Source organism: Mucilaginibacter aurantiaciroseus (assembly GCF_024055595.1).
Taxonomy (GTDB): domain Bacteria; phylum Bacteroidota; class Bacteroidia; order Sphingobacteriales; family Sphingobacteriaceae; genus Mucilaginibacter; species Mucilaginibacter aurantiaciroseus.
Window position 1 is genome coordinate 68,543 of sequence record NZ_JAMXOF010000002.1, and the last position, 15,808, is coordinate 84,350.

A 15,808-nucleotide genomic window follows, 5' to 3' on the forward strand; every position below is an offset into this window, starting at 1 on the left:
CCTCATTCCGGCCTGCTGGTTGAAGCAGCCCCGCATTCCGGGGTTTCCGCTGCTAACCCTAACGCATTTTTCTGAACCATGATTTTTAGGATTTAAGGATTGCTATGATTTCTTTTGAAAAAACGTTGGTTAACTACCAGAAATGTTCACGTTCACGTTTATGAATACACCAAAAATTTCCGTAAATCCTCATAATCAATTACTTGAAGTTTTAACTGCTGACACAACAGCGCCACCACTTAGTATCTATAAATTCATATATAACTTGAATGACCTCATAGTTTTATTTTAACATAAACCACGCATACCCGCCAATCTTATTGTACTCTTTAGGAACAGTGGTGATCAGTTTCCGCTTTTGAGGATCGAGTTCGTCACCGTAATGATGAACCACATAAAATTTCTTTCTTGTTTCATTTACAGGATAAATGTATTCAAGAGTATCAAGCTTTACACCGTTCCATTTATACTTGTATAGCGGTACTTCACCAGGATGGCCGTAATCAACACCTCGTACTAACTTTTCTTTTGGAAAAAAAGAAGGATTTATAAAATCAAAGTAATTAGAAAACGTATTGTCTTTTTGATATAAATAAACATGGAAATTATTGCGGGCACAACAACCGGAACTTGGATACCAATTAACTACAAAATCGTTAACCCCGTCTCCGTTAATGTCAGCCACTTTATCACCAATGTAGGTTAAATCTGACCAATCGTCTCGAATTTTCCGAATCATCCTGCCTGTTGGCTCAATTCGATAAATATACAAGATCATTCTCCAATCTACATGACTTCTCAATATCAAATGGCTTAGATTTTTAGAAAAAAGCTTACCTATACAAATATGAACTGAAATAGATGTGTCTTCCCAAAGCCTAAGTTGTTTATTCGCTTGTGTAAGTTTATTGCTCTTGATATATGCAATTGCATCATTAATTACAGATTCATCTTTTAAACTATCAAGGTGCCATTCTTTTTTAAGTTTTATCCGCTTTGCAGCGCGATTAAGCCTTGCCGAATCTTTTTTAACTGCTTTACTCTTTTGCAAGGATGATCTCTCCGGCTGATGACAACCAAACCAAACAACTACAATCAGCAGAAAAAAGTATCTCATTACCTTAATGCGCTTCTAACCAATTTAACCCGGTACCAATCTCCACCATAATCGGTACTTCGGTTTTAATGGCGTTTTTCATGTTCTCCAGGATGATGGGTTTAACGATCTCTATCTCGTGATTGGGCACGTCAAACACCAGCTCATCATGCACCTGCATGGTCATGCGGGCATCCAGTTTAAGGGCTTTAAACTCGCGGTGGATGTTGATCATGGCAATCTTGATCATATCCGCGGCCGAGCCCTGGATCGGCGCGTTAATGGCATTTCGCTCTGCAAAACCACGTACGGTTTGGTTGGCGCTGTTGATGTCTCGCAGGTAACGGCGGCGGCCCATCAGGGTAGTCACATAACCATTCTCGCGGGCAAAGTTCATGGTATCGGCCATGTATTGTTTAATGCCGGGGTATTGGGCAAAATAGTTTTCGATGATCTCGGCAGCCTCTTTACGGGGGATGCCCAGATTCTGCGATAAACCAAATGCAGACTGCCCGTAAATGATGCCAAAGTTTACCGCTTTGGCGTTACGGCGCTGGGTGCTGTCCACCTCTTCGATACCAATGCCATAAACTTTGGCAGCGGTAGCGGTGTGGATATCGATATTATCAATAAAAGCCTGGCGCATGTTGGGGTCTTTACTGATCTCGGCAATAATGCGCAGTTCTATCTGCGAATAATCGGCAGATACAATGCGGTGGTTGGCATCACGCGGGATAAACGCTTTCCTTACCTCGCGGCCCCTTTCCGTACGAATTGGGATATTTTGCAGGTTGGGGTTGTTGGAACTTAACCTACCCGTTGCTGCCACCGCCTGGTTATAACTGGTATGCACTCGACCGGTTTTGGGGTTCACCATGGTTGGCAGGGCATCTACATAAGTAGATTTAAGCTTTTGCAACTGGCGGAAATCTAATATATCCCTTACAATATCACTTTTGGCAGCCAGGCCTAACAGTACGTCTTCACCGGTTTGGTATTGGCCGGTTTTGGTTTTTTTGGCTTTAGGATCAAGCAGTAATTTCTCGAACAGCACCTCACCCAGTTGTTTTGGCGACGCGATGTTAAAACGTACGCCTGCTTTTTCAAATACCGTTTTTTCCAGCACGGCAATATCGGTTTCCAGTATTTTGGAAAATTCTTTTAACGTTTCGTGATCGATCTTTACACCTTCGTGCTCAATATCGGCCAGTACATAAATCAGCGGGTTCTCTATCTGGTGCAGTAAGTTTTCCGCGCCCACCTCTTTTATCTGTGGTTCAAAAACGGTGCGGAGCTGTAAGGTTACATCGGCATCTTCGGCGGCATAATCTTTTATCTTTTCTATTTCGACATTGCGCATGTTGCCCTGGTTTTTGCCTTTAGGGCCAATCAGCTCGGTAATGGAAACCGGTTTGTATTGCAGGTAATTTTCTGACAGAATATCCATGCCGTGGCGGGTATCCGGGTCAATTACATAATGTGCCATCATGGTATCAAATAGGTCGCCCTTTATTTCCACATCGTACCATTTCAGCATCAATATATCAAATTTTAGGTTCTGCCCCGTTTTACCAATGCTGGCATCTTCAAATACAGGTTTAAATTCTGCAACCAGTTTGGTCGCTTCGGCTTCATCATGTGGGGCAGGTACGTACCATGCCTGGTTATGTTTAACGGCGAACGATAAACCCACCAGTTCGCAATGGTTGGCATCGGTACCGGTGGTTTCGGTGTCAAAACAAAAATGTTTTTGTTGTTTTAATATATTGATCAGTTCGGCGCGTTTTTCAAAGGTATCGGCCAAAATATATTCGTGTTCAACCGTGTTGATGTTCTTGATCTCAACCGGCGTTGGGGCTACGTAAATATCCTGCGTTTCAACGGTAAGCGTGGTGCGGCCACCGGCCACGGCGTTACCAAACAGATCGGTTTGTACAGATACCGCGCGGGTTTCGGTAATGCTGAAATCATCGCCAAACACACGGCGGCCTAACGTACGAAACTCTAACTCAGCAAAAAGTGGCTCCAGTAAATCTTTGCTTGGGGCGCACATTTCAAGGCCTTCTTCATCCAGTTCCACCGGCGAGTTAAGATTGATGGTAGCCAATCGTTTCGACATTAAACCTTGCTCTGCAAAGTTCTCTACATTCTCGCGCAGTTTGCCTTTAAGCTCGTGGCTATGGGCTATAATTTCTTCAACCGAGCCATATTGTTTGATGAGGAGCTTGGCGGTTTTCTCACCTACACCCGGGATGCCGGGGATGCCATCCACCGCATCGCCCCAAAGACCAAGGATATCAATCACCTGTTCGGGGCGTTCTATCTCCCATTTCTCCAGCACTTCCTTAACACCCCATATCTCCATATCGTTACCCATGCGGGCCGGCTTGTAAACGCGAATGTTTTCGGATACCAGTTGCGCAAAATCCTTATCGGGCGTCATACAATAAACCTGGTAGCCTTTCTTTTCGGCTTTTTTGGCAAGGGTGCCTATAATGTCATCGGCCTCGTAACCATCGCTGGTTATCAGTGGGATATTAAAACCAAGTACAACTTTAAATATGTAGGGCAGTGCTTTGCTCAGATCCTCGGGCATGGCCTCGCGGTGGGCCTTGTACTTTTCGTATTCGGTATGGCGTTCGGTAGGGGCATCGGTATCAAATACCACTGCCATGTGGGTTGGTTTCTCTTTACGCAGAACCTCCAGCAGGGTGTTGGTAAAACCCATCACCGCTGAAGTATTTAGCCCACCCGAAGTAAAACGCGGGTTTTTACTTAAAGCAAAATGCGCCCGGTATATTAGGGCCATACCATCCAATAGAAAAAGCTTCTTCATTTTTTTGTTGATTGCACCGATAATTTTGGGATTACACCGATTTCTCAAAAATACAATTTCAAGAGGGTAATATCGAACACAGAATGCCGAATATTGAATGATGAAATACTTCGGTATTGGAAATTCGAAATTTAGTATCCGATATTATTTTGTCTGAAATCGCATTCCGGCACATGGTCATTAACCATGCCGGTAGCCTGCATAAAGGCGTAGCAAATGGTAGTGCCGAAGAACTTAAATCCACGCTTTTTCATGTCCTTGCTTATGGCATCAGACTCTGGCGTGCTTGCATACGCGCCTGTGTATTCTATAATAGGTTTGCCATTGGGCATAAAGCTGTACAGGTATTTATCGAACGAGCCAAACTCTTTTTGAACCTCCATGAATAACTGTGCGTTCCTGATGGCCGAGCTTATTTTTAGGCGGTTGCGGATGATGCCTGCATCGTTTAAAAGCCGCTCTCTATCGGCTTCATCAAAGGCCGCGACCATCTTTACATCAAAATTTGCAAATGCTTTGCTGTAACCATCGCGCCTGCGCAAAATGGTGATCCAACTTAAGCCTGCCTGCGCAGCTTCGAGGGTCAGAAACTCGAAGAATGTTTCGTCGTCATGTATGGTTTTGCCCCATTCTTTATCGTGGTATTCCATGTAAAGCGGGTCGGCTCCGCACCAGTTGCAACGGTTTAAGTTATCAGTTGGCAGTTTTGAGTTTGCGGTTGACATATATCAAATGTAGCGATTAATAATAAGCGTTATTAATAGGTACGAAGCATTCACTTTAGAATAATTATCATCTTCCAAGATGTGGCCGGTAATCCATAAATTTACCGCTTAAATTAAAACCTTTGGAAAGCATATCACCCAATATTTTTGTAACCGACATGAAAGCTACTATAGTTTTCTACAAGCAACTTGGCTTTGAAGTAACCATGAGTGTACCCGAAACCGGCGGTGACCTGGTTTGGGTAATGATGGTTAACGGCAAGGTTACATTTATGTTCCAGGCATTTGAGAGTGTGGCCGAAGAACTGCCCGAAATAAAACGTACCGATGGTGGCTCGCTATTGCTTTATATTAATGTAGCTGATATACGGGGCTTATTTGATAGTGTAAAAGACAAGGTTACCGTGCTTAAAGGCCTTGAGAAGACCTTTTATGGCTCAACCGAGTTCTCGATATTAGATAACAATAACTACGTTTTAACCTTTGCACAACATCAATAAATGATAAACTTTAAACGGGCAGATCATTTCCACATTTGCGTGCCACCCCAAAGGCTGGAGGAGGCTAAAGACTTTTATACAAACGTGCTTGGGTTGGAATTAATTGACCGGCCCAATCATCTTTTCTCCTCGGCAGGTTACTGGTTAAATATTGGCAATGTGCAGCTGCACATTGGTGTAGAGCCTGTATTACCGCGCAGCATTCGCCACACAGCAATGGAAGTTTTAAATATTGATACCGCCCGCACGCATTTACAGGATAACGGTGTTGAAATAGTAGAAGAGCCGGTGATCCCCGGGCGAGAGCGATTTGCTTTTATCGATCCGTTTGGGAATAGGATGGAGCTGTTGCAGATGATTAATAGTTAACAAAAATCATTGGCCTGATTTCTGCACGTGGTTTAAAAAACTTAAACACTTTATGAAACTTATTTCGCCTAAACTGCACGGGCTTATAGATTACGTTTTGATCATCTTCCTGTTTGCATCGCCCACCTTGTTTGCTATGCCTAAAGATGTTGCTACTTACACTTATCTGCTGGCTACCGGCCAATTGGTGCTTACCGTTATAACCGATTACAGTTACGGGATGTTCAGAATGGTAAGTTTACGAGTTCACCAATTTATAGAACTAGTGATTAGCATCGGGATGATCGTAGCGGCTTTTACCCTGTTTAGGTATGACGAGCGCTCGCAGCCTTACTACGCAGCACTGGGGATATTTTGGCTTATTGTGGCAATTTTTACCGACTACAGCAAAAAAGGCGACGGCGTTAAAGCGCCAATTCTATAGCAGGATCCCAAAATATTTCTTTAAAATTTTGTACCTGGTTATCAATTACTTCAACGCTTTCGTTCTGCAGCATCTGCTCCATGGTATCGCCTCCAAAATGGAATTTACCGGTTAGCAGCCCCTGTTTGTTTACCACCCTTTGCGCGGGTACAGGCGGGTTAGCTGTTCCGCTGGCCATCATTGCGTAGCCCACAATCCTCGATGACTGTTTTGAACCTAAGTAAGCCGCAATTGCTCCGTACGATGTTACCCTGCCCTTGGGGATCTGCCTAACTACATCATATACGTTATCGAAGAAATTATAGTCGGGCATCGCAGTGTTTAGAATGTAAACTTAAGATAGTTAATATTCTTATTATGCTGGAGGTACTTTTTCTCGTAATAAGTTTTGATGGATAGCACCTCATCCGCGTATTCCGAATGATAAAGGTCTTCGGTTTTTGCAAATAACTTCAGATCCAGTTCGGCTATTTTTTCGGCTGTGTAAGCATGCAACTGGTCGTTATCGGTTTTCAGGTTCATGAAACCTTCCGGCTTAAGCACTATGCGGTACATGTCTAAAAAGCGGGGAGAAGTTAATCGCTTTTTCTCACGGCTCAGTTGTGGTTGCGGGTCGGGGAAGGTGATCCAGATCTCATCCACTTCGCCGGGGGCAAAGTAATCAACCAGGTTCTCTATTTGTATACGCAAGAACGCAACGTTATTTACGCCATCCTCTGTCGCCGTTTTAGCACCGCGCCAGATGCGGTTGCCTTTGTAATCTATCCCTATAAAATTCTTATTGGGGAACATGGTAGCAAGGTTAACCGTGTATTCGCCTTTGCCGCAGGCAAGTTCTAATACTACCGGGTTATTATTCTTAAAAAAGCCTGTAGCCCAGCTGCCTTTGTTGGGCTTGCCGGCATCCAGCTGTAAAACATTACTAAAAGTTTCTATCTCGGCGAAGCGCCTTATCTTGTCTTTTCCCACGTGTTGTAATAAAAATGCGAAAATACGGATTTGTGGTTAACCTCGGGCTAAAAAAAGGAAAGGGATAAACTATATAAGCTTACCCCTTTAAGATCATTTTTTACAACAGAACCAGTATCTTAATAAGCCTGGTATGCAGGCACCTCGTCTTTATCGGCTGCTATCTCAGTTTCTTTTACTTTTTTCTTAAATAAATTCTCAAACAAACTTTTTGCTTTACCCCAAACCCCAGCAACATTGTCTTCGCTAATATAATGCGATGCCTTTTGTGAAAGGATGCCAACTAACGTTTTAACAATAAAGTTAGAATGCTTGAACAGCGTTTTGTTTAGAGCAAGAGGCAACACAAACCTTGATATCAGGCCTAAAAAATCTTGCTGGAAAAAGCCCGAACCCTTCATGCCATCAACCGTTGGCGATTTTGGGAACAAAGAAAGCACGGTTGAAAAAATGGCCGAAGGGCCACTAAAACGAGTTTTTAACGCAACAGCTTGCTGCGCCTCTAAATTCTTAAGGCGGCCAATTTCTCCCTGTAGTTCAAATATATTTCTGATCGATGTTTCCATGGTCTTATTTAAATAGCCTTTTTATCATCGCATTAATAATAGGGCGCTGAAAACTGTGTTTCGCAACCCTTAGCAATACCGCAATAAGCAGGTATATCAACGCTACGCATCCAAAGCCCTGCCAGTACGAATGCAGTACATCAGCCAAAAATAACGCCAACGTAAAACTTGCGAATAAGAATGTTAGCACTAAACCAATTATAATAACTATATCAATTATTACATCGGCTATTATGGATGTGCTGCGCTCAATAACTTCATATTTCAGTAGTTTAAAGCGGGTTTCAGCATAATCTTTTAGCTGGTCAATAATTGGGCGTGTTACTTCTTCTTTTTCGGGTTCCATATTGTACTGTTAGTTACGGGGTATTAATTAGCCCCATAAAGCTAAAATTATGCGTGTTCCAGGTCGTCCTGGTATTCTGCTTCGGCGCCTTTTACTTTGGTTTTGATGTTGTCAACAACTTTGTCTTTAAGGCCTACCAGTTTATCAATTTCATTAGCAGCTGTCTCTTTGAGAGAATCGCCAAGGTTTGCTAATGATTCAGATAATTTGTCGCGTATTTCGGTGCCTTTTTCCGGTGCAAATAAGATTCCCAGTGCCGCTCCTGCCGCTAATCCTGCAAGTAGGGCGACAACCACTTTAGTGTTATCGTTCATATTATATAAATTTTTAAGTTGAATATTTGTTTTATTAATTATTAAATAATTTTTAATCCTTGTGTATCAAGGCCTTATTATTGCATTTCGGGGCCCGTTCGTATCCGCTCCAGCCTGTCGGCCGCCATGCGGTTAGTTTCATATATCTCCAATAATAACAAAAAATACGACAGCAACACAGGCCCAAAAACCAAGCCAAGAATGCCAAAAAGCGGTAACCCTATAAAAACACCTATAACGGATATGATGGGGTGCGTATTGCCAATTCGCTTGTTTATAATAAGCCTCAGTACGTTATCTACATTGCCAATAAAAAGCAAACCGTATGCTAAAAGTAAAATGCCCTTTAAATTATGCCCGTCGGCAAAAAGTATTACACTTGCGGGGATACACATGGTAGGCGCGCCAACCACCGGTAAAAAGGATAGGAACGACCCTATCACCCCCCAAAAAATAGCATCGGGGATACCGAACGCATAAAAGCCCATAGCCAGTAAAATTCCTTGTGTAAGCGCGATAACGCCCTGCCCTAAAACATTGGAGTAGGTTGAGTTACGCAATTCTGTAGCAAATTTTAAGGCATGTTGCTCGCGGAAGGGGGCGTATTTTAAAAGGCCAACTTCAAACTCGCGCATCTGTACAAACATAAAGTACAATAGAAAATACATCACCAATAGTGTAAGCACTATACTTGCCGCGCTGCCCAATAATGACGGGAAAAGATCTGCAGCGTATGCGCCAAGTTTTTGAAGCGTATCTTCTGCAAAGTGGGGTTGGTTAATGTTGGCTCCGGTAAAGGCATCAATCTTTTCGCTCCATTTATCAATATTGATAGATTCGCGGTTGATGCTGCCAAATTTACCGATCACCATTATACTTAGCGAAAGGAAGGGGATAACGATAACAATAAGCGAGATGAGTATAATTATAATTGCTGCAAGGGCGCTGTTAAGCCTTTTGCGCTCGGTCATGTAAAGATAGAACGGCCTGAAGATGGTGAAGAGAACAATGGCCCCAAGTATGGAGCTGAAAAGATCGCTAAGGGCGTAAAGTAAAAAACAGCCGAGCGCAATAATACTTACCAGTATAATATTGTTGCGCTGCTTATAGTTAAAGATAGACATTGTTACACCCGGGAAAGCTAATTGTGATACGAATATATAACAAAAAAGCGCCAAAAAGTTTTTAGCGCCATTGCATATTTTCTATTCAAAATTGCCTAATAACTTGTCTATTTTTTGGGCAGATTGGGTAATGCTATCCATGTACAACTCAAGGTCGCTACTTTGATCTTCCACCTCGTATCTTAAGCCTTCTAAAGCGAGGTAAATATTGGAGAGCTGGTTCTTAATATCATGCTTCAACATATCAACCGCCTCGTGGCTAACCGGTTTGTTTTCTTCGCCTTCGGCCATAATTATTTTAGGTTGATGGCCTTCATTTTATTGTAAAGCGTTTTACGGTCGATGTTCAGGATCTCGGCAGCTTTGGTTTTGTTGAAGTTTACTTCGCGCAGTACCTTTAATATAGTTTCGTGCTCGGCACCAAGGGCGGCATTTTTAAGATCGTGCTTAGGTTCTTTGGCCTCGTTTGTTACCGATAAGTTTGAAGGCTCGTATGCCAATACCTTAAAGTTAGAGATTTCCAGCGGGAGGGTTTTCATAGTGATCTCATTGCCCTCGCTTAGTAATGTTGCGCGGCGTACCATGTTCTTCATCTCGCGGATGTTACCCTGCCAGCGGTAGTTCATAAAGCACTCTATAACCTCGGGGGCAAAAGTGGTTACATTGCGGTCAAGCTCCCGGTTCGCAATTTTCAGGAAATGCTCGGCAAGCATCATAATATCGTTACCACGGTCGCGCAGGGGCGGCATATAAATGCTAAACTCGTTAAAACGGTGGTAAAGGTCCTCACGGAAACGGCCTTTGCTGATCCCTTCCTGCAGATTCTCGTTTGTGGCGATGATGATGCGGACATCCAAATCTATTTCCTTGGTGCTGCCAATGCGTTTTACCTTACGTTCCTGCACGGTACGCAATAGCGCTGCCTGGATCTCGTATGATAAGTTACCCACCTCATCCAAAAATAAGGTGCCGCCGTTAGCCATCTCAAAGTGACCGATTTTGGTGTATAAAGCGCCCGTGAATGACCCTTTTTCGTGTCCAAAAAACTCACTTGCGGCCAGTTCTTTGGTAAGCGACCCACAATCCATCGCCACAAAGGGCTGGTTATAGCGCGGACTGTTCAGGTGGATGCTTTTGGCAACCGACTCTTTGCCGGTACCGCTTTCGCCCAATATAATTACGCTGTAATTAGTTGGGGCTACCAACTCAATTTGCTTTAAAAGTTCTTTTGATGCGCGGCTGGTACCTACTACAAATTCGCTGGATAAGATCTGCTTTTTGTTTTCTTTCTGCGGCTTGTCGTTACTGTCAGCGCTGTAATCGTTAGCGGCCATTTCCTGCAGGGCGTATTGGGTTTCAATAGCCTTGGTGATGGTATTCAGGATCTCGTCCGGATAAAGGGGCTTGGTGATGTAATCGTAGGCACCCATCTTTATCATCTCTACGGCCATTTTAATGTCCGAGTAGCCGGTTATAATAATTACGCCTGTTTTTGGGTAAAGCGCTTTAATGTTTTTAAGCATCTCGCGGCCATCGGTATCCTCCAGCCTAAAATCGCACAATACCAGGTCAAAATCGGCCTTTTTTAAAAACTCCATACCTGCACCGCCGTTGGCAGCCGTGCTTACCTCAAAACCATTGCGTACCAAAAATTTTGATAGCAAAAGGCAAACGTTAACTTCATCATCAATGATGAGTATTTTCTTCATAGCGTTATACGTGAGTGCAGGTAAATGTATTTGCAGTTAAATTATAAATATTTGCTAAGTTATTAGAATTATAATTGATAGTATGTAAAAAATAGTTTAACAACAAAAAAGGAGACCATAAGCCTCCTTTTATTGTTGTTTTTATAGGTAGATGTGTTTAAGACTTAGAAACCGTAAGCAACACGCACGCCTAAAAAGCTTGGTTTGCTGTTTTCATAAGCACTGTTAAATTTAGTAGTAGCTTCGTAACGTACGCCGGCATCAATAAAGTTACCACTTGCGCTAACCGGGAACTGAACACCAATTTGAGGCGCGTAAACAAATGCTACAGCTTTATCATTGTAGGTATCTTTGCTGTTTAACAAGAAAGCAGCACCCGCCTCACCCTGTACATAAAAGTTTGGTACAACAAAATATTTTAAACCCGCTTTAACCGGCAATAATTTGATGTCGGCTACATCGTTACCGGCAATGCCAGCCACATCTTTTTTACCAAAGATGTTGTTGTAACCTGCATTAACAGTTACGAATAACTGGCTTGCTACAGGGATATCTGCCTGTACCGAACCACCAAGGTTCCATTTGTAGGTGTCTTTTAGGCCGCCCACCGGGATGCCTGCATCAACACCGATGCTATAGCGTATGCCGCTTTTAGTAGTAGTGCTTGTAGAAGTAGAAGTTGTTGTTTGGGCTTCAGCGGCGAATGATAATCCGGCGAAGGCTAAAACCAATGTTGCGATTTTTAATGTACTTTTCATGATAGTATGATATTAGATTATGTGCTGTTTTCTGTTTGGCACAGGGCAAAGTAAAGCAGGATTTCTGCTCTATTTTTTCATCCTATTGTCACGAATATTCAATCAATTGATTGATAGTAGATTAAATTTGACCCATTTGCTAAAATGGTCAGGAGAGTGTAAATTAAGTGTTAAAAACCGCGCTGGTATATGAAATTTGCATGAAAATGAAGTTTTCCAGTTGTTTATCAAAGCGGTTATTTGGCATAAAAAATCTTTACTTACCTTTAAACTCTGCTTTGCGTTTTTCCAAAAATGCAGATACGCCTTCCTTAAAATCTTCGGTGCCGAAGCATTTGCCAAACTCGCGGATCTCAGTTTCGAAACCGTTGATACATTCGGTGCCAAAATCGTTAACTGTTTTTATGGCAGATGCCAGCGCAAGGGGAGCGCGGGTGAGGATCTTATTCATGATCTCTTCGGCCTTTGGCAGCAGGTTGTCCTGGAAAACAACGTGGTTAACCAGGCCCGCGCTAAGTGCCTCGGCAGCGGTAAGCATATCGGCAGTCATGATCAACTCCAGGGCTTTACCGCGGCCAACCAGTTGAGTTAGGCGCTGTGTGCCTCCATACCCCGGTATTAAACCTAAAGTAACTTCGGGCAGGCCCATTTTGGCACTATCAGCAGCTATACGGATATGGCAGGCCATTGCCAGTTCTAAACCACCACCTAATGCAAAACCGTTTATAGCAGCTATTACAGGTTTGTTGCCATTTGCAATAATATCAAATACGGTTGATTGGCCTGTACGTGCCATGTCGGTGCCGCCTTTAATATCCAGATCTGCAAATTCGGAAATGTCAGCACCGGCTACAAAAGCCTTAGTGCCCGAGCCGGTAATAATTATACCGCCAACGCCGCTACTTTTAAAAGCGTCAGTTAATGCCTCATGCAGTTCGCACAGGGTAAATTTGTTTAACGCGTTAAGTTTGCTTTCGCGATTGATGATGATGTATTGTATGCGGCCTTTGTTTTGAACAAGGATGTTTTCGAATGCCATAACGATTGATCTTTAGAAATTGCGGTTGGTGTGCACCCAGTTGGTAATATAAGTAACAATATCGGCGGTGCTGGTACCCGGGGCGAACAGTTCGCCCACGCCGATCTTCTTGAGTTCGGCCATATCATCGGCCGGGATAATGCCGCCGCCGGTAAGCAGTACATCGTCCATCTTTTTCTCTTTTATCAAAGCCATCACCTTTGGAAAAACCGTCATGTGCGCACCCGAAAGGATACTGATACCAATAGCATCCACATCTTCCTGCAGGGCGGTGTTCACCACCATTTCGGGCGTTTGGCGCAGGCCGGTGTAGATCACTTCCATCCCGGCATCGCGCAGGGTGGTAGCAATAATGCGTGCACCGCGGTCGTGCCCGTCCAGCCCTACTTTGGCTACTAATACGCGTATTGGGCGGTTAAATTGGTTTTCGCTCATGGTTATAAAGGCAGTAAAAAGGTATATCAAAGTTAAGAGAAAGAATTTATAAGTAGTCAGCAATTTTGTTGACTACACCGTGTATGTCTTTTGCTACTTCATCATTTGTAAAGCGGATTATAGATAAACCTAACTCCCGCAATACCAGATCGCGGTTAGCATCATAATCTTTCTTTTGTAAGTGTACTAGCGCATCAAGTTCGATAACCAATTTCAATTCGTCGCAATAAAAATCGGCGATGTAAAATGACCTTCTGCCGAAACCGTTAACCACAAAAATCGGGTATTGGCGCAAGAATCTCCTGTTGTTGATATTCCGGCGGCGTAATTCATCCCAAAGTAACGTCTCGGATAGAGTTTGATTGTTGCGAAGCAGGCGGCAGAGTTGGGTGACTGTGGTTCATTAAATGAAAGGTAGTGAAAATCTGCATAGCGTGTTTATCTATTATAACGGCGGTGATGTAGTTTTGGAGGGATAGTACAACCTGCTTCTTTCTTTACCCCTTATTAACGGCAGTGCAAATTGTACCAGCAGTAAGTGTTCCCCTTATAGGGGGAAGGCAGAGACAGTGCTGTAGCGGTAACACTCAAAAGGGGTCAAAACCACATGCATGACAATGAGGAAGACCGTGCGCGTTAGGGATAGCAGTGGAAACCCCGGAATGTAGGGCTGCTTCTATCAGCAGCCTGGAATGAGGAGTTGTAACGGAAAGCCCGGGCCGCAGGCAACGCCCATATTCGGTTGGCAGTTGTTGGTTGGCAGTTTGCAAATTGTAATACAATGCTGTACAAATAAAAGGCTACATAGTTCTATATAATCCCTGTTCAAAATGTATAATTCTGTATAATTTCTCCGTACTTTTGCCACCTGTTACAAACATCATGAGCGAAGAAAGATCACTGAATTTTATAGAGGAAATTGTTGAAGCGGATATTGCTGCGGGCAAGAATGACGGAAGGGTTTTAACGCGTTTCCCGCCGGAGCCTAACGGTTACCTGCACATTGGGCACGCGAAATCGATATGCCTTAACTTCGGCCTCGCTAAAAAATATAACGGTAAAACCAACCTGCGTTTCGACGATACCAACCCCGCTAAAGAAGAGGTTGAATACGTGGATAGCATTAAAGAGGATGTAAAATGGCTTGGCTTTGAATGGGCCGAGGAACTTTACGCCTCAGACTACTTTGACCAGCTTTATGAGCTTGCCGCTGAAATGATCAAACAGGACCTTGCTTACGTTGACGACAGCACTGCCGAAGAGATAGCGATACAAAAAGGTACGCCTACCGAAGCCGGTGTAGCTAACGAATACCGCAGACGCCCGATAGAAGAGAACCTGCAACTTTTTGCAGATATGAAAGCCGGCAAATACCCGGATGGTGCCAAGGTGCTGCGTGCCAAGCTGGACCTGACATCGACCAATATGCAACTGCGCGACCCTTTGATGTACCGCATTAAACACACTCATCACCACCGTACCGGCGATGCCTGGTGCATTTACCCGATGTACGATTTTGCGCATGGGCAAAGCGATGCTATTGAGCACATTACCCACTCGATATGTACGGTTGAGTTTATACCTCACCGCCCGTTGTACGAGTGGTTTATTGAGAAGCTGAACCTTTTCCCGAGTAAGCAATACGAGTTTGCCCGCCTTAACCTTAACTATACTGTAATGAGCAAGCGCAAGCTGCTGCAACTGGTAGAGGAAGGCCATGTGGACGGTTGGGACGACCCGCGTATGCCTACAATAAGCGGCCTTCGCCGCCGTGGTTATACGCCTGCTAGTATCCGCGAGTTTTGCGAGCGCATTGGTGTTGCTAAACGCGAGAACATGATAGACGTTGGTTTGCTGGAGTTCTGCATCCGCGAGGACCTGAACAAAACTGCCTGGCGCCGTATGGCCGTGCTTGACCCGGTTAAGCTGGTTATAAATAATTACCCCGAAGGCAAAACCGAGATTTTCCACGGAGAAAACAACCCTGAAGTTGAAGGTGGCGACGGCAGCCGTGAGTTTCCGTTTGGCCGTGAGCTTTGGATAGAGCGCGACGACTTTATGGAAGAGCCTACCAAGAAATATTTTCGCCTGGGCATTGGCCTGATGGTGCGCCTGAAAAGCGCTTATATTATTAAAGGCGAAAGCATTGTTAAAGATGCCGGGGGCAATATTACCGAGATCCATTGCTCGTACATCCCCGAATCGCAAAGTGGTAACGACACCAGCGGCATCAATGTAAAAGGTACCATCCACTGGGTTAGTGCAGACCACGCCAAAAGTGTTGAAGTGCGCCTGTACGACCGCCTGTTCCAGGTGGAAGACCCGGGCAGCGAGGATGGCGACTTTAAAGAATACATTAACCCAAACAGCCTGCATATATTGCAAACCGTTTTTGTAGAGCCCGACCTGGCGAATGCCCCTATTGGCACCGCCGTTCAGTTTATGCGTAAGGGTTATTTTACACTCGATAAAAACTCGACCCCGGGTAACTTAGTGTTTAACCGCACGGTGACATTGAAAGACGGGTGGGTAAAGAAAGGTTAAAGCCTTAAGGAGGTTAAAGGTTAAAGGCGAAGGGTTTTTAGAACGTTTCGCCTT

The 15,808-nt window shown here is 44.0% G+C and carries 18 protein-coding genes and 1 pseudogene; 4 read left to right on the forward strand and 15 right to left on the reverse strand.

What is annotated here, in order from left to right:
* Window positions 1–283 precede the first annotated feature (283 nt).
* The 3 genes from NAF17_RS08355 to NAF17_RS08365 form a co-directional block, all read right to left on the reverse strand.
* Window positions 284–1,117, reverse strand: coding sequence for a S8/S53 family peptidase (locus tag NAF17_RS08355; protein ID WP_252757547.1), 834 nt, complete (start codon window positions 1,115–1,117; stop codon window positions 284–286).
* A gap of 4 nt (window positions 1,118–1,121) precedes the next feature.
* Window positions 1,122–3,932 carry a DNA polymerase I gene (gene polA, locus NAF17_RS08360; protein WP_252757548.1) on the reverse strand — a complete coding sequence of 937 codons (2,811 nt, stop codon included), beginning with the start codon at window positions 3,930–3,932 and terminating at the stop codon, window positions 1,122–1,124.
* 131 nt (window positions 3,933–4,063) lie between these two features.
* Window positions 4,064–4,657 carry a DNA-3-methyladenine glycosylase I gene (locus NAF17_RS08365; RefSeq protein WP_252757549.1) on the reverse strand — a complete coding sequence of 198 codons (594 nt, stop codon included), beginning with the start codon at window positions 4,655–4,657 and terminating at the stop codon, window positions 4,064–4,066.
* A 122-nt stretch (window positions 4,658–4,779) separates the two neighbouring features.
* On the opposite strand from NAF17_RS08365, the gene NAF17_RS08370 reads away from it, so the two are divergent.
* From NAF17_RS08370 to NAF17_RS08380, 3 genes are read left to right on the forward strand one after another with little or no spacing between them, the layout of a single operon-like run.
* Window positions 4,780–5,157, forward strand: coding sequence for a VOC family protein (locus NAF17_RS08370; RefSeq protein WP_252757550.1), 378 nt, complete (start codon window positions 4,780–4,782; stop codon window positions 5,155–5,157).
* Complete coding sequence (locus NAF17_RS08375) at window positions 5,158–5,526, forward strand: VOC family protein (RefSeq protein ID WP_252757551.1); 369 nt, start codon at window positions 5,158–5,160, stop codon at window positions 5,524–5,526.
* A gap of 52 nt (window positions 5,527–5,578) precedes the next feature.
* A complete protein-coding gene (locus NAF17_RS08380) occupies window positions 5,579–5,950 on the forward strand; it encodes a hypothetical protein (RefSeq protein WP_252757552.1) in 372 nt (123 codons plus the stop codon).
* Here NAF17_RS08380 and NAF17_RS08385 read toward each other — a convergent pair.
* The 12 genes and pseudogenes from NAF17_RS08385 to NAF17_RS08440 all read right to left on the reverse strand — a co-directional run.
* Window positions 5,931–6,263: an MGMT family protein gene (locus tag NAF17_RS08385; protein WP_252757553.1), complete on the reverse strand. Its 333-nt coding sequence runs from the start codon at window positions 6,261–6,263 to the stop codon at window positions 5,931–5,933. The genes NAF17_RS08380 and NAF17_RS08385 overlap by 20 nt on opposite strands.
* Window positions 6,264–6,271: 8 nt before the next feature.
* On the reverse strand, window positions 6,272–6,919 hold the full coding sequence (gene trmB / locus NAF17_RS08390) for a tRNA (guanosine(46)-N7)-methyltransferase TrmB (protein ID WP_252757554.1): 648 nt from the start codon (window positions 6,917–6,919) through the stop codon (window positions 6,272–6,274).
* A 119-nt stretch (window positions 6,920–7,038) separates the two neighbouring features.
* Complete coding sequence (locus NAF17_RS08395) at window positions 7,039–7,485, reverse strand: hypothetical protein (protein ID WP_252757555.1); 447 nt, start codon at window positions 7,483–7,485, stop codon at window positions 7,039–7,041.
* A gap of 4 nt (window positions 7,486–7,489) precedes the next feature.
* Window positions 7,490–7,831, reverse strand: coding sequence for a phage holin family protein (locus NAF17_RS08400; protein ID WP_252757556.1), 342 nt, complete (start codon window positions 7,829–7,831; stop codon window positions 7,490–7,492).
* A 47-nt stretch (window positions 7,832–7,878) separates the two neighbouring features.
* A complete protein-coding gene (locus NAF17_RS08405; RefSeq protein ID WP_252757557.1) occupies window positions 7,879–8,145 on the reverse strand; it encodes a YtxH domain-containing protein in 267 nt (88 codons plus the stop codon).
* A 77-nt stretch (window positions 8,146–8,222) separates the two neighbouring features.
* Window positions 8,223–9,269, reverse strand: a complete 1,047-nt coding sequence (locus NAF17_RS08410; RefSeq protein WP_252757558.1) for an AI-2E family transporter — start codon at window positions 9,267–9,269, stop codon at window positions 8,223–8,225.
* 81 nt (window positions 9,270–9,350) lie between these two features.
* The gene (locus NAF17_RS08415; protein WP_252757559.1) at window positions 9,351–9,560 is read right to left on the reverse strand and encodes a histidine kinase dimerization/phospho-acceptor domain-containing protein; all 210 of its coding nucleotides are present in this window, start codon (window positions 9,558–9,560) and stop codon (window positions 9,351–9,353) included.
* A 2-nt stretch (window positions 9,561–9,562) separates the two neighbouring features.
* Window positions 9,563–10,978 carry a sigma-54-dependent transcriptional regulator gene (locus NAF17_RS08420; RefSeq protein ID WP_252757560.1) on the reverse strand — a complete coding sequence of 472 codons (1,416 nt, stop codon included), beginning with the start codon at window positions 10,976–10,978 and terminating at the stop codon, window positions 9,563–9,565.
* A 164-nt stretch (window positions 10,979–11,142) separates the two neighbouring features.
* Window positions 11,143–11,736, reverse strand: a complete 594-nt coding sequence (locus NAF17_RS08425) for a hypothetical protein (protein ID WP_252757561.1) — start codon at window positions 11,734–11,736, stop codon at window positions 11,143–11,145.
* Between the two features lie 256 nt (window positions 11,737–11,992).
* A complete protein-coding gene (locus tag NAF17_RS08430) occupies window positions 11,993–12,775 on the reverse strand; it encodes an enoyl-CoA hydratase/isomerase family protein (RefSeq protein ID WP_252757562.1) in 783 nt (260 codons plus the stop codon).
* 12 nt (window positions 12,776–12,787) lie between these two features.
* On the reverse strand, window positions 12,788–13,210 hold the full coding sequence (locus NAF17_RS08435; protein WP_252757563.1) for a cobalamin B12-binding domain-containing protein: 423 nt from the start codon (window positions 13,208–13,210) through the stop codon (window positions 12,788–12,790).
* Between the two features lie 46 nt (window positions 13,211–13,256).
* A pseudogene (locus NAF17_RS08440) lies at window positions 13,257–13,592 on the reverse strand (endonuclease domain-containing protein); the annotation flags it as partial.
* Window positions 13,593–14,092: 500 nt separating this feature from the next.
* On the opposite strand from NAF17_RS08440, the gene NAF17_RS08445 reads away from it, so the two are divergent.
* Window positions 14,093–15,754 carry a glutamine--tRNA ligase/YqeY domain fusion protein gene (locus tag NAF17_RS08445; protein ID WP_252757564.1) on the forward strand — a complete coding sequence of 554 codons (1,662 nt, stop codon included), beginning with the start codon at window positions 14,093–14,095 and terminating at the stop codon, window positions 15,752–15,754.
* Window positions 15,755–15,808 lie beyond the last annotated feature (54 nt).